Source organism: Arthrobacter sp. NPDC057388 (assembly GCF_042668165.1).
GTDB lineage: Bacteria > Actinomycetota > Actinomycetes > Actinomycetales > Micrococcaceae > Arthrobacter.
On record NZ_JBHVBL010000052.1, the window covers coordinates 14,601 to 27,983 of the forward strand.

At 67.9% G+C, this 13,383-nt stretch carries 14 protein-coding genes; 8 read left to right on the forward strand and 6 right to left on the reverse strand.

Annotated features, from left to right (window positions below; all coding sequences use genetic code 11):
• Positions 1-7: 7 nt before the first annotated feature.
• Both ACFUTU_RS18715 and ACFUTU_RS18720 read left to right on the forward strand, forming a co-directional pair.
• Positions 8-622, forward strand: coding sequence for a carbonic anhydrase (locus ACFUTU_RS18715; protein ID WP_377966993.1), 615 nt, complete (start codon positions 8-10; stop codon positions 620-622).
• A gap of 87 nt (positions 623-709) precedes the next feature.
• Complete coding sequence (locus ACFUTU_RS18720; protein ID WP_377966994.1) at positions 710-2,137, forward strand: class II fumarate hydratase; 1,428 nt, start codon at positions 710-712, stop codon at positions 2,135-2,137.
• 224 nt (positions 2,138-2,361) lie between these two features.
• On the opposite strand, the gene ACFUTU_RS18725 is transcribed toward ACFUTU_RS18720, so the two are convergent.
• Entirely contained in the window at positions 2,362-2,913 is a 552-nt protein-coding gene (locus ACFUTU_RS18725; RefSeq protein ID WP_377966996.1) for a prepilin peptidase, read from the reverse strand.
• A 58-nt stretch (positions 2,914-2,971) separates the two neighbouring features.
• On the opposite strand from ACFUTU_RS18725, the gene ACFUTU_RS18730 reads away from it, so the two are divergent.
• From ACFUTU_RS18730 to ACFUTU_RS18740, 3 genes are all read left to right on the forward strand, one after another.
• Complete coding sequence (locus ACFUTU_RS18730; RefSeq protein ID WP_377966998.1) at positions 2,972-3,769, forward strand: hypothetical protein; 798 nt, start codon at positions 2,972-2,974, stop codon at positions 3,767-3,769.
• A gap of 106 nt (positions 3,770-3,875) precedes the next feature.
• The gene (locus ACFUTU_RS18735; protein ID WP_377967000.1) at positions 3,876-4,424 is read left to right on the forward strand and encodes a hypothetical protein; all 549 of its coding nucleotides are present in this window, start codon (positions 3,876-3,878) and stop codon (positions 4,422-4,424) included.
• Positions 4,425-4,473: 49 nt separating this feature from the next.
• Positions 4,474-5,124, forward strand: a complete 651-nt coding sequence (locus ACFUTU_RS18740; protein ID WP_377967002.1) for a GNAT family N-acetyltransferase — start codon at positions 4,474-4,476, stop codon at positions 5,122-5,124.
• Positions 5,125-5,193: 69 nt separating this feature from the next.
• Here ACFUTU_RS18740 and ACFUTU_RS18745 read toward each other — a convergent pair whose 3' ends face one another.
• Entirely contained in the window at positions 5,194-6,630 is a 1,437-nt protein-coding gene (locus ACFUTU_RS18745) for a PhoH family protein (RefSeq protein ID WP_377967004.1), read from the reverse strand.
• 271 nt (positions 6,631-6,901) lie between these two features.
• On the reverse strand, positions 6,902-7,663 hold the full coding sequence (locus ACFUTU_RS18750) for an isoprenyl transferase (protein WP_377967018.1): 762 nt from the start codon (positions 7,661-7,663) through the stop codon (positions 6,902-6,904).
• Positions 7,664-7,929: 266 nt separating this feature from the next.
• On the opposite strand from ACFUTU_RS18750, the gene ACFUTU_RS18755 reads away from it, so the two are divergent.
• Positions 7,930-8,571: a hemolysin III family protein gene (locus tag ACFUTU_RS18755; protein WP_377967020.1), complete on the forward strand. Its 642-nt coding sequence runs from the start codon at positions 7,930-7,932 to the stop codon at positions 8,569-8,571.
• On the opposite strand, the gene ACFUTU_RS18760 is transcribed toward ACFUTU_RS18755, so the two are convergent.
• The 3 genes from ACFUTU_RS18760 to mca all read right to left on the reverse strand — a co-directional run bounded on the left by ACFUTU_RS18760 (position 8,552) and on the right by mca (position 12,041).
• Positions 8,552-10,729, reverse strand: a complete 2,178-nt coding sequence (locus tag ACFUTU_RS18760; protein ID WP_377967006.1) for a thioredoxin domain-containing protein — start codon at positions 10,727-10,729, stop codon at positions 8,552-8,554. The two genes, ACFUTU_RS18755 and ACFUTU_RS18760, sit on opposite strands and share 20 nt — an antisense overlap.
• On the reverse strand, positions 10,707-10,985 hold the full coding sequence (locus ACFUTU_RS18765) for a hypothetical protein (RefSeq protein ID WP_377967008.1): 279 nt from the start codon (positions 10,983-10,985) through the stop codon (positions 10,707-10,709). Before ACFUTU_RS18765 ends, ACFUTU_RS18760 begins: the two co-directional genes overlap by 23 nt.
• A 150-nt stretch (positions 10,986-11,135) precedes the next feature.
• Positions 11,136-12,041: a mycothiol conjugate amidase Mca gene (mca, locus tag ACFUTU_RS18770; RefSeq protein WP_377967010.1), complete on the reverse strand. Its 906-nt coding sequence runs from the start codon at positions 12,039-12,041 to the stop codon at positions 11,136-11,138.
• 84 nt (positions 12,042-12,125) lie between these two features.
• Here mca and ACFUTU_RS18775 point away from each other — a divergent pair, with 84 nt between their 5' ends.
• Both ACFUTU_RS18775 and greA read left to right on the forward strand, forming a co-directional pair.
• Entirely contained in the window at positions 12,126-12,590 is a 465-nt protein-coding gene (locus ACFUTU_RS18775; RefSeq protein WP_377967012.1) for a DUF4307 domain-containing protein, read from the forward strand.
• Between the two features lie 206 nt (positions 12,591-12,796).
• Complete coding sequence (gene greA, locus ACFUTU_RS18780; protein WP_377967014.1) at positions 12,797-13,291, forward strand: transcription elongation factor GreA; 495 nt, start codon at positions 12,797-12,799, stop codon at positions 13,289-13,291.
• Positions 13,292-13,383: the final 92 nt, after the last annotated feature.

Here is a 13,383-nt window from a genome sequence, read left to right on the forward strand (position 1 = left end):
TGGGGCGGTGACCACATACCTGACTCCTGCCCTGGCCTGGCGCCGTCTGCGCGAAGGCAATGAACGCTTCGTCTCCGGTGAATCATCGCACCCCAACCAGGACGCCTCCAGGCGTTCGTCGCTCGTGGAGAACCAGCACCCGTTCGCTGTGATCTTCGGCTGCTCGGATTCGCGCCTCGCGGCCGAGATCATCTTCGACGTCGGACTCGGTGACGTTTTCGTCGTCCGGACCGCCGGCCAGGTCATCGACGACGCCGTCCTCGGCTCCCTCGAGTACAGCATCGGCGTGCTGGGCGTTCCGCTGATCGTGGTGCTCGGCCACGACAGCTGCGGTGCCGTCAGCGCCACGAAGGACGCCGTCGAAACCGGCCAGATGCCCGTTGGCTTCATCCGCGACCTCGTGGAGCGCATCACGCCGTCGGTCCTTACCTCCCTGCGGAACGAGCAGACCGAAGTCAACGACATGGTGGTGGAGCACGTCAAGCAGACCTCCCAGCGCCTCGTGGACAGCTCGCGTGTGATTTCGGACGCAATCGAGTCCGGCCGGACAGCGGTCATCGGCCTTTCCTACAGCCTCGGCGAGGGCCACGCGGAGCTTGTTTCCGGAATCGGCGAGCTCTAAAAGCAGCCGGAAAGCGCCCGGGCGGGCCGCCGGTCGAAAGCCGTTCACGGTTTTCGATGCGGCGCCCGGGCGTCCTAAGCTAGCCCCATGACTTCCACTGAAGAGTTCCGCATTGAACATGACACGATGGGCGAAGTCCGCGTCCCCGTGAACGCCCTGTACCGCGCGCAGACGCAACGTGCAGTCGAGAACTTCCCGATCTCCGGAAAAACCCTGGAACGTGCCCACATTGAAGCACTGGCCCGGGTTAAGAAGGCCGCCGCCCAGGCCAACGCTGAACTGGGTGTGCTCGACGGCGAGCTGGCCAAAGCGATCGCGGATGCCGCCGATGAGGTGGCCACGGGCAAGTACGACGGCGACTTCCCCATCGACGTTTTCCAGACCGGCTCCGGCACGTCCTCCAACATGAACACCAACGAGGTGCTCGCCGAGCTGGCTTCCCGCGCCCTGAAGGCTGCCGGCAGCGACAAGGTGGTCCACCCCAACGACCACGTCAACGCCTCGCAGTCCTCCAACGACGTGTTCCCCACCTCCGTCCACGTCGCAGCCACCTCGGCCCTGATCAACGACCTCATCCCTGCCCTCGGCTACCTCGCCGAATCGCTGGAGCGCAAGGCTGTTGAGTTCAAGGACGTCGTCAAGTCCGGCCGCACGCACCTCATGGACGCCACCCCGGTCACCCTGGGCCAGGAATTCGGCGGTTACGCCGCCCAGGTCCGCTACGGCATCGAGCGCATCAAGGCCGCACTCCCCCGAGTCGCCGAAGTCCCCCTCGGCGGCACCGCCGTGGGCACCGGCATCAACACCCCGGCCGGCTTCCCGGAGCGCGTCATCGAACTGCTCGCCACGGACACCGGACTGCCGCTGACCGAGGCCCGCGACCACTTTGAGGCACAGGCCAACCGCGACGGCCTCATCGAAGCCTCCAGCCAGCTGCGCAACATTGCCATCTCCTTCATGAAGATCAACAATGACCTGCGCTGGATGGGCTCCGGCCCCAACACCGGCCTCGGCGAAATCGCCATCCCCGACCTGCAGCCGGGCTCCTCGATCATGCCGGGCAAGGTCAACCCTGTCATCTGCGAAGCCTCCATCATGGTCTGCGCCCAGGTCATCGGCAACGACACCGCCATCGCCTGGTCCGGCACCAACGGCGCGTTCGAACTGAACGTCGGCATCCCGGTCATGGCCGCGAACCTGCTCGAGTCCGTGCGCCTGCTGGCCAACACCAGCCGCGTCATGGCCGACAAGATGATCGACGGCATCACCGCCAACGTCGAGCGCGCCCGCTTCCTCGCCGAGGCGTCGCCGTCCATTGTCACCCCGCTGAACAAGTACATCGGCTACGAAAACGCCGCCAAGATCGCCAAGACGGCTGTTGCCGAGGGCCTCACCGTCCGCCAGGCCACCGAGAAGCTGGGCTTCGTCGGTGAAGGCGAGGGCAAGGTTTCCGAAGCCGACCTGGACAAGGCACTGGACGTCACCACCATGACGGCCCCGGCCCACAAGGCCTGATCCTCGAGGTTATAGGTCCGCCGGCCCCCCCGGCGGAGGCACCGATTGAGTACGACGGCGGCCGCCCACCTTCCCAGCGAAGGCGGGCGGCCGTCGTCGTTCTGTTTGGCCCCCGGTGCGCGAACTGGCAGGTAACGCCCGCAAACCGGGGATTTGGGGGCATTAGCTGCCGGTTCGCGCTGGGTTGGGGGGGCCGCAAGTGTACGTTCGCGCTGGGCAGGCGGTCAGGCGGGCAGGAGCACCATCGCCGCGGCGGCCCCGGCCAGCATGAACGGGCCGAAGGGAATGGCCGACTTGAGCGTCCCCCGCCGCAGCGCCAGCACGCCGATGCTCCAGAGTCCGCCGAGCAGGAACGCAGCGAAGGTCCCCGCGAAAACGTGCGGCCAGCCGAGATAGCCCAGGTACAACCCGAGGACGCCGGCGAGCTTCACGTCACCGAACCCCATGCCGGGCGGATACACCAGCCGCAGCACAAAGTAGAACAGCCACAGCACCGCTCCCCCGGCCGGGATCCGCAGGGCCGGCACGCCGAAAAGGGGCGCGCCGCCGTCGGGCACTCCGGACTGATCCCCGGCGGCGAGGATCAGCACCGCCCCCAGCAGCAGCACGCCGGCCACCGCATAGGAGGGGAAGACGATCCGGTTGGGCAAAAGGTGGTGGCGGACGTCGATCACCGTGAGCCGGACGGCCATCACGGCAAAGTAGGCGCACGCGGCGAGCACCAGCCAGAACGCGGCAGGTGCAGCTTCCCAGAGTTCCCCCAGTCTTTGGATCACCCTCGGATGGTACTGGATTGCCCGTCCCGGCGCTGGGGCCCGCGCGTAAACTGTGGATATGGTGACCTGGGACGCCAAACACCGGCAGGAACACGGCGGCGGTGCTCCGCCCACCTCGGCCGCCTCCTTCCGCAATCTTTGCCGCTCGTCCCCGTGGAAATGGCAGTCCCTGCGCTTCGAGTACACCGAGACACCCGGCAGCGGCCCTTCCGGCACTAACGTGGTCCTCGCTTGGCTGCGCCGTCCCGGGGCGCTCCGGCTGGAGTCCTCCGATGGCTCGCTGCTCGGCAGCACCACGGGCATCAACGATTCGCGCGACGGACTCTACATCAGCGCCACGCGGAAGTCGTGGCTTCTCCCCGCGCATCTGGTCACGCCGGTCTACGACGACGGCGGGCTGGTGCGGCGCCGCCCGGAGGCCGCCTACGGGGAACCCTCCTTCGGAAACGGCCGCTTCGCTGCTGCCCTGGACCCGGTGGAGCTGGCGGGCAATGCCCCGGTGCCCCTGGAGTTCCCCAACGCCAACGCCGTCGAACTGCTGGAGCCCGTCCAGGAGGTGACGCACGAGGGCCGCACGGCACTGGAAACCGTTGTCTCCCCGAACCCCGGGTACCGTCCCCTGGATCCGGCAACGCCCCTCTGCGGCCCGGGCCGGTCCAGGATCCGCATTGATCAGGGCACCGGTGTGTGCGTGGCCGCCGAACCGCTCGACGGCGGCGGGCAGCTTCCCGGGCACCGCATCCGGATCCTGGCCGTGGACGAGTACATGCTGGACGACCTCTTCGTCGCCCAGCCGATGAACCTCACGGATGTGCGCGAGCACATTCCCTGGCCCGTGCGGCCCAACCCCGCCTGACAGGCTGTCCCCGGTTGGCGGCCCTGACTGCGCCCGTCCGGCTGGCCGCCCGGAATGCGGGGTGCCGCGCAGGGTTTTTCCAACCTGGCCGCTGCAGACTCGGGCCATGTCAACCCTGGCCCCGGACATCTCGACACCAGACACGGCGGGCACCGGCACGTCCCGGCGCCGCAGGAAGCTCCTGCTGATCCCGTTCTCGCTGCTCTGCGGCCTGGGGCTCGTGCTGGGATACCTCTTCCTCACGGCCAAGCCCGAAGCCAGTACGCCGCTGGGTGCGAGCGCGGCCATCACCGGCGGCACGGCGCGGGTCAACGGCATCATCCCGCTGGAAAAGGACGGCTGGCTTCCGCCGGAACGCGTCCAGGTGCTGGACGAAGGCCCGTCCGCCGGAACGCACCGGGTGCGCGTCCTGGTGCAGTTCACCGCGCTCGACGGCGAGGGCATCAGTCTGGACGCGTCCCAGTTCTCGGTGACGGGGCTGGGAGCCAACAGCATCCGTCCGCTGTGGACGTCGCCCGGAAAGACGCAGTTGCGGCAAGGGGATTCAGCCGACGCCACCATGGTCTTCGAACTGCCGAACAAGGCGGTCGCGCTGGTGCTGGAAGGGCCAGGCAACGCCCGGCTGTCGCTCGGACTGTCGCACCACACCAGCTGAGGGCAGCAGCGCACCAGGGCGCTCCGCAGCGATCAGTTAGGCTTCGGGCATGACCGAGCTGACCTCTGTGTGGCCTCCGTTCGCGCTCACGCTGACCACTCCCAGGCTGGCGCTGCGGCCGCTGCGCGACGACGATATCCCGCAAGCGGTTGCAGCGGCTGCCAGCGGCATCCATGAGAAGGACCGGAACCCCTTCAGCACGCCGTGGACCGCGGTGTCCGCTGATGAGCTTGGCCCCACCATGGCCCGCTGGTACTGGCAGTGCCGTGCAACGTCCACGCCGGAATCCTGGACGCTGACCCTGGGCATCTGGAGCGACGGCACTTTCCTCGGCTGCCAGGACCTCGCAGCACGGGACTTCGCCATCCTCCGCACAGTCACCACCGGTTCATGGCTCAGGAAAAGCGCGCAGGGCCGCGGCTTCGGCAAGGAGATGCGGGCCGCCGTCGCGCTCTACGCGTTCGACTGGCTCGGCGCCGAAGCGTGCGAATCCGAAGCGGCCGGCTGGAACGCCGCCTCCCTGGGCGTCTCCAAATCGCTGGGCTATGAACTGAACGGCATCACCCGCGTGTCCTGGGCCGGCCAGCCGGAAACAGTGCAGCGGGTCCGCCTCACCCCCGAAACATTCCGCCGCCCCGGCTGGCAGCTCAGAGTGGCCGGCCACGAACAAACGGCGAGGTTCCTCCTGGGACTCCAGTGAAGCGAAATCCGCGGCGGCGGAGGGCCGTGGCCCGGCGAACCTGGCCACGGCCCCCGGCGTCCGTGGAAGTTACGCCCCTTCGAGCAGGTCCGTCACGAGCGCCGCGATGGGTGAGCGTTCGGAGCGGGTGAGGGTGATGTGGCCGAAGAGCGGGTGGCCCTTGAGTGTTTCGACGACGGCTGCGATGCCGTCGTGCCGTCCCACCCGAAGGTTGTCGCGCTGGGCGACGTCGTGGGTGAGGACGATCTTCGAGTTCTGCCCGATCCGGCTCATAACGGTCAGCAGGACGTTCTTTTCGAGCGACTGCGCCTCATCCACGATCACGAAGGCGTCGTGCAGCGAACGGCCGCGGATGTGGGTCAGCGGCATGACCTCCAGCATGCCGCGGTCCATGACCTCCTCCACCACCTCCTGGCTCACGAGCGCGCCGAGGGTGTCGAAGACCGCCTGCGCCCAGGGGTTCATCTTCTCCGCCTCCGAGCCCGGCAGGTAGCCGAGCTCCTGGCCCCCGACGGCGAAGAGCGGGCGGAAGACGATCACCTTGCGGTGTTCGCGGCGCTCCAGCACGGCTTCCAGGCCGGCGCACAGCGCAAGGGCTGACTTGCCGGTGCCTGCCCGGCCGCCCATGGACACGATGCCCACTGACGGGTCCATCAGCAGGTCGATCGCGAGCCGCTGCTCCGCGGAGCGCCCGTGCAGGCCGAAGATGTCGCGGTCCCCCTTGACCAGGCGGACCTGCTTGTCGGCACCGACACGGCCCAGCGCAGACCCGCGGCTGGAGAGCACCACCAGGCCGGTGTTGACGGGCATCTCGGCGGCCGCCGGAATGAAGACCGGTTCGTGGCCGTAGAGCGTGGAGATTTCCTCGTCGCTGGCATCGATCTCCGCGACGCCGGTCCACCCGGAGTCCTTGACGAGCTCGTTGCGGTACTCGTCGGCGAGCAGGCCCATGGCCGAGGCCTTCACCCGCATGGGGAGGTCCTTGGACACCACGGTGACGTTGCGCCCCTCGTTGGAGAGGTTCTTGGCGACGGCGAGGATGCGGCTGTCGTTGTCCCCGGCCCTGAATCCGGCCGGCAGGACTTCGGCCGAGATGTGGTTCATCTCGATCATGAGCGTGCCGCCGGCGTCGCCCAGCGGGATGGGCCGGTTCAGCCCGCCGTGCTGGATGCGAAGGTCATCAAGGAGCCGGAGCGCCTTTCGCGCGAAGTAGCCGAGTTCGGGGTCGTGCCGTTTCCCTTCAAGTTCGGTGATCACCACGATCGGCACCACGACTTCGTGCTCCGCGAACCGCAGCAGGGCGCGGGGGTCGGAGAGCAGCACGGAGGTATCGATAACGAAAGTGGAGACTGCTGGCTGGGATTCAGTCATTGGGCCGGAAACAGCAAGACCGGCTGCGGCGTCTTTCGTGTCCGCACCGGTCTTTGAATTGGCTCGCTTGGCGCGAGAGGTAGCCTTCTCGCCCTTGTCCGTGATGACGTCGGGCAGTTGTTCAGAAATAGCCACATCGACTCCAGCCCCGGGGCACATGCCCGGAATTGTTATTGGTGAGGCGGTTCGGCCACGAGGCCGGATCCGGCCTCCCATACAGCCGGTGCGAAAAATCGCTCCATGTACTGGCCTCCCCGATCAGCCGGCGGTTTGCCTGCTGATGGTTTTAACGTAAATCGGCCCGCAGTAATTTCCAACGTCTTCTTCCGGCGATTCCTGTTGCCGGTGCGTGAATTCGGAGTGAACCGCAGCGGCCCACAAGGGGCCGGCAGAAACCGGGATTGGGTCAGGAACCGAAGCGCCGCTGCCGGCCCGCGTAGTCGCGCAGGGCGCGGAGGAAGTCCACCTTCCGGAAGGCGGGCCACAGGGCCTCGCAGAAGTAGAACTCGCTGTAGGCGCTTTGCCACATCAGGAAGCCTGAGAGCCGCTGCTCGCCGGAGGTCCGGATGACCAGGTCCGGATCAGGCTGCCCGCGGGTATAGAGGAAGCGTGAGATGTCCTCCACGCTCAGGGAGTCGGCGAGTTCGCTGATGTCCGCATTGTGCGCCACAGCGTCGTGCAGCAGCTCGCGCACCGCATCCACGATTTCGCGGCGGCCGCCGTAGCCGACAGCCACGTTCACGTGCAGTTTCTCGCGCACAGGAGTCCGGGCCGTGAGCTTGGTCAGGCGCTCCGCCAGGTAGTCCGGCAACAGCTCCGGGGCGCCCATGGCGTGCACGGAAATGTCGGCATCCTCGTCCAGCCGGTCCAGGGTGTTGGCGATGATGCCCATGAGGAGATCGAGCTCCTCGTTGGAACGGCTCATGTTGTCCGTGGACAGCATGTAGAGCGTGACCACGCGGACACCCAGCTCCTGGCACCAGCCGAGGAACTCGTGGATCTTGTCCGCGCCCGCCTGGTGGCCCTGGCTGGTGGGGGCATTGAACTGCCGGGCCCAGCGCCGGTTGCCGTCCACCATGACACCGATGTGCCGGGGGATCCGTCCGGGCTCCAGGGAACGCAGAAGTTTTCGCTCATAGAAGCCATAGAGGAACCCGGGCCATTCCATCCGGAGCTTCACCTGACTTCCTGCTGTACGACTTTTTCTGCAAATCCTAGGCTACCGCCCGCAGGCGGCCATCGCGTGCAGGCGGCCGCCGCGCAGCCCGAAGACCGAACCCTCCGAACAGCACCAACAGCAAACTTACTCAAAGGTAACTTACTGGACCGTAAGTTATTCTTGAAGGCATGAAAAGCAATGCCCCGCACGGCGGGGCGGGAGCCCAGGAACCGCCAGAGCCGGACTCCACGGCCGTGGACGACGCCGCGGCCCGGATCGCGGAACTGCTGACCATCAAGCCCAGGTGGCGGGGATGGATCCACACCGTCACCGCGCCGTTCGCCCTGGCCGCGGGAATTGTCCTGGTTATCCTGGCCCCCACGGCGGACCGCAAGGTCACCTCCGCCATTTACGCCCTGACGGGCGTGCTGCTGTTCGGCGTGAGCGCGGTGTACCACCGGGGCAACTGGTCCCCGGGCGTCAAGCGCGTCCTCAAGCGGCTGGACCACACGAACATCATGCTGGTGATCGCCGGCAGCTACACGCCGCTCGCGTGGAGCCTGCTGGAGAGGACCACGGCGGAAGTCCTGCTCTGGCTGATCTGGTCAGCCGCGGTCCTGGGGGTGCTGTTCCGGCTGCTGTGGACCGACGCGCCGCGCTGGCTGTACGTGCCCATCTACGTCGGCCTCGGCTGCGGCTCCCTGTTCTACCTGCCGGCGTTTTTCGCTGCGAGCGTCCCGGCGGCGCTGCTCATCTGCATCGGCGGCGCACTCTATATCGTCGGAGCCATGTTCTATGCACTCAAGAAGCCCAACTTCAGCTACCGGCACTTCGGCTTCCATGAACTGTTCCACGCCTTCACGGTGCTGGCCTTCGCCGCGCACTTCGCGGCCATCCTCATTGCCGTGCTGAGCTGACCCGTTCGAGCGCCTCCTCCACGCCCGCCACCGGCCGGTCGCAGACCATGCGGCGGCATACGTACACAAGGGGCGCCCCGCCGGGTCCGGCCTGCCGGTGCCGCAGCAGCGGCACCCCGGCCGGTGTCCCGCCGTCGTCCGCTTCCCCTGCGGCCACCACCAGTCCCGGGCTCGGGGACCGCAGCAGCGCGCGGTGGAGCGCGTCCCGTTCCGGGCCGGCAGGTCCGACGACGGCGGCCTCCACAGGCCCGGCAAGCGCGGCCTGCGCTGTGGCCAGCAGCCAGCCCGCCACCCGCGGTGCGCGCGTGGCGAGCGGGGGAACCAGCGCCAGGATGCTTTCGGAGATGCTCCGGTGTTCGGCGGAGCCGGACAGGGCAGCGTAGCCCAGCAGGACGCCGGCGAAGGCGGCAGCGCCGCTGGGCGTGGCGTTGTCGAAAGGGTCCAGTCCCGGAGTTCCTCCCTGGGCGCCGACCACCTGCTCCGATTCCCCGGCTGAATCGGCCAGCCTTCCGCCGTCGATGAACCGCGCACAGGCCGCCTGGATCAGCGCCTCGGCGAGCACGTACCAGCGTTCGGCGCCGGTGACCGAATACAGCGCCAGGAAGCCGTCCGCGCAGAACGCGTAGTCCTCAAGCAGGCCGCCGATCCCCCGGGCCATACCCCCGTGCGAGACACGGACCAGGTGCCCGGCCGCGTGCTGCCTGCCCGGATCCGGCTGCCAGTGGACCCCTTCAAGGTAGGCGGCGACCGTGCCGGCGGCCGTGACGAGGTCTGGCCGGTCCAGCACGGCGCCGGCCTCGGCGAGCGCCGCCACGGCGAGTCCGTTCCAGCCCGCCACCACCTTCCCGTCCCGCTCGGGCTGCGGCCGCCGTGCCCGGGCCTCCAGCAGCCGCGGCCTGACCTCCTGCCAAAGCCGCGCCTCGTCACCGTCCAGCGCCCGGCCAGGGTGCAGCGGCGAGCCGAGTTCCGAGACGGTGCCCTTGGTGCCGATGTTCATCATCCAGGCGACGGACGCGGCATCCTCCGCCCCGAGCAGGCGGTTAAGGTCATCCGGCGTCCACAGATAGCTGGCCCCCTCGTGGTGCTCCCCGTCCACCACGGCGTCGGCATCCAGCGAGGACGCCAGTCCGCCCCCGGGCAGCCCCAGGGCTGAGAGCATCCAGCCGGCGGTCCGCGCCGCGACACCGGCGGCCTCATGCGCCGGGAACCCGGCAGTTCCGCCGAGCCGGATCCAGTGGACGTAGGTCCGCAGCAGCTGGGCGTTGTCGTACAGCATCTTTTCGAAGTGCGGAACGGACCAGTCCTTGGTCACCGAGTAGCGGGCGAAGCCGCCGTCGAGCTGGTCAAACAGAGCGGAGCGGGCCATGGCCGCGAGCGTGCGCCCGGCCATCTCCCGGGCCTCCACTGCGGTGTCCGAGGGAACGGCGGCGTGCCGGATCAGGAACTCCAGAACGGCCGACGGCGGAAACTTGGGGGCGGTGCCGAACCCGCCGTCGTCGTCTTCAGACCCGGCCAGGGAACGGACCGCGGCGGGCAGCAGACCGGCGCCGGGCAGTTCCGCGGGATGGGTCACGTCCACGGCTGCTGCCAGCTGCACCTGGCCCATGTTTTGTGCCAGCGAGCGGGCGTTGTCCTCAACGGCGCCGCGGCGTTCGGTCCAGGCTTCCCACACGGCCTCCAGAACCTGGCGGAAGGAGGGACGCCCGGGCATGGGCCGGGGCGGGAAGTAGGTTCCCGCGTGGAAGGCCAGGCCCGCCGGGGTCAGGAACACGGACATGGGCCAGCCGCCCTCGCCGCTGATGGCCTGGGTGGCGGCCATGTACACCGAATCCACGTCCGGACGTTCCTCGCGGTCCACTTTCACCGCCACAAAATGGCTGTTCAGGTAGTCAGCTGTGGCCTGGTCTTCGAAGGACTCGCGGGCCATGACGTGGCACCAGTGGCAGGCTGCATAGCCGATGGACAGGAACACGGGGACGTCCCGGGAGGCTGCGGCCGCGAAGGCGGCGTCCCCGAAGGGCTGCCAGTGCACCGGATTTCCGGCGTGCTGGCGCAGGTAGGCAGAAGGTTCGGCACCGAGGGCGTTGCGCTCCCCCGGCCCGGGCTGCCCGGAGCCGGGCTGGCCTGATGCGGGATCAGGTGTCGGTGCGGCCTGCATTGCCGTTGGCGGCGTCGTCGCGGGCTATGTCCGCCGCCTCGGCGGCAGCCTGGCGCTCTTCCTCCACCTGCGCACGGTACCGCACCCGCCGGATGCGGCGCACCATGTCCACGATCAGCAGCGCGGTGAGCACCACGATGAAGGCGGTCAGCAGGAAGCCCAGCAGACCGGGCGTGACCTGGTCCTCGGACAGGCCGGGCCGCAGTGACGGCGAGGGTGCCGGGGACGACGCCAGGGCGATGAGCAAATGGTGCACTGTTCAAACCTTCTTAAGGCTGGGGCCGCCGTCGGCAGCGTGGGCTGACGTCCGGCCCGTTGGCATGCGCGCAGCCGCGGCCGCACAGTCTTGTACGCAGGGTCGTCTGCGCAGAAAATTTCTACTCGGGATAGAAAATGTCTCCTGTCTCTATCTTAGCCCCGCGAACAGGTCCTTTTCCGGCAGCTCCGGGGCCACCTTCGACCGGATCAGGACGTAGTCCTCCCACGGCCAGACGCGCGCCTGCATCTCGGCCGACACGGCGAAGAAGAAGCCCAGCGGATCCACCTGGGTGCGGTGGGCCCTGAGGGCGTCATCACGGGTCTCGAAGAAGGCGCCGCAGTCCACCTGGGTGGTGGTTTCATGTTTGGGCGGCGGCGGTGTGTGCCCTTCAGCGTCGGCCTCCAGCCAGGCGGCCAGGCGCTCGGCGTAGGGCGACTGGAGCCCGGCTTCCTCCAGCGCGAAGTGCAGGGCCCGGAAGCGCTCCGGGTTGAAGGCCCGGTCGTAGTAGAGCTTGCTGGGCTCCCAGGCGTCGCCAGTTCCCGGATACCTGGCGGGGTCCCCCGCGGCGTCGAAGGCTTCCACCGCAACCCGGTGGGCCATGATGTGGTCCGGGTGCGGATACCCGCCGTTCTCGTCGTAGCTGATCATGACGTGCGGCTTGAAGTCCCGGACCAGCCTGACGAGCGGGGCCGCTGCGCGTTCCAGGGGCTGCAGCGCGAAGCAGCCGGCCGGCAGCGGCGGGAGCGGCTCACCCTCGGGCAGCCCCGAGTCCACAAAGCCCAGCCAGCGCTGCCGGATGCCCAGGATCCGGGCGGCCTCGTTCATTTCGAGCCGGCGGGCACCGGCCATGTCCCGCTTCGGATGGGGCACGGTCTCCATGGCCGGGTTCTGGATGTCGCCGCGGGAACCGTCGGTACAGGTCGCGACCATCACGTCCACACCGGCCGCGGCGTACATCGCCATGGTGGCTGCGCCCTTGCTGGATTCGTCATCCGGGTGGGCGTGGACTGCCAGCAGGCGAAGCTTGGACGACTGGCTGGTGGACGCTGTCATCTGGGAATGCTCCTCTTTCTCCTGGGACGGACTGCAATGCTGACGCCGGATATTTCCCGGGTTGATCGCCACTAAACTGGAAGGGTGACTACCGAGGACAAGCCGGCAGCCCAGCCTGCAGACATTAGCCTAGCCAATCGCTATGGCCGTCCAAAGCGCAGGATGTCCGGAAAGGCCAGGCGCTGGGCGGGCATCGCCGCGCTCGCCGTCGGGATGGGCTTTCTGGCGTGGGTGTCCACGTCCAATGCCACAGCGTCGGTGACGTTCAAGGACATCGGCTACCGGACCACGGATGCCACCCAGGCCGAGGTGGATTTCCAGGTGACCAGGGAACCCGGCACGCCGGTCAAGTGCGCCGTCAAGGCGCTCGATTCCAAGTTCGCGGTGGTCGGCTGGAAGGTGGTCGATATTCCGCCCACGCCGCAGGAGGCGCAGGGACAGGGTGCCGACGGCGGCCGCACCCTCGCCCAGCGGGTTGTCCTGCGCACCGAATCGCAGGCGGTCTCGGGCGTCGTGGACAGCTGCTGGATCCCCAAGCCCGCCGCCTGACAGCCCGCCGCAGGGCAGGCATAACACCGTTCAGCAGAAGAAGCCATGTGACCCACGCCGCTTGGTTATTGGGTTTACTCCACAGGATTGACTACAATGGATCAATACCTTTACCCCGCTGAGATGGTTGCTGAGTTCCACAGGTGGCCACCGTGGCGGGGTCTTTGTTTGTATGACCGCCTGTACACCCACTAGAGGAGAAGTCCGTGTCTACCACTAACAGTGCGCCTGCAGCTTGGCTTACCCAGGAAGCTTTTGATCGCCTGAAGGCAGAGCTGGACCACCTTTCCGGCCCCGGCCGTGCGGAAATCGTCCAGAAGATCGACGCTGCCCGTCAGGAGGGAGACCTCAAGGAGAACGGCGGTTACCACGCTGCGAAGGAAGAGCAGGGCAAGATCGAGGCCCGCATCCGCCAGCTGACCGTCCTGCTCCGCGACGCCCACGTCGGCGAGGCACCGGCCGACGACGGAATCGTCGAGCCCGGCATGATCGTCGTGGCCCGCATCGCCGGCGACGAGGAGACCTTCCTGCTCGGCTCCCGTGAAATCGCCGGCGACTCCGACCTGGACGTCTTCAGCGAGAAGTCCCCGCTCGGTTCCGCCATCATGGGCCACAAGGAGGGCGACAAGCTCAGCTACACCGCCCCCAACGGCAAGGACATCTCGGTGGAGATCATCTCCGCCAAGCCCTACTCGGGCTAACACCGCATCCGTCCGCGGTCGCAGCAAACGCACGACGCCGGCCTCCCCCTTTCCGGGGAGGGCCGGCGGCGTGCGTTATCTGTTCTTAGTCC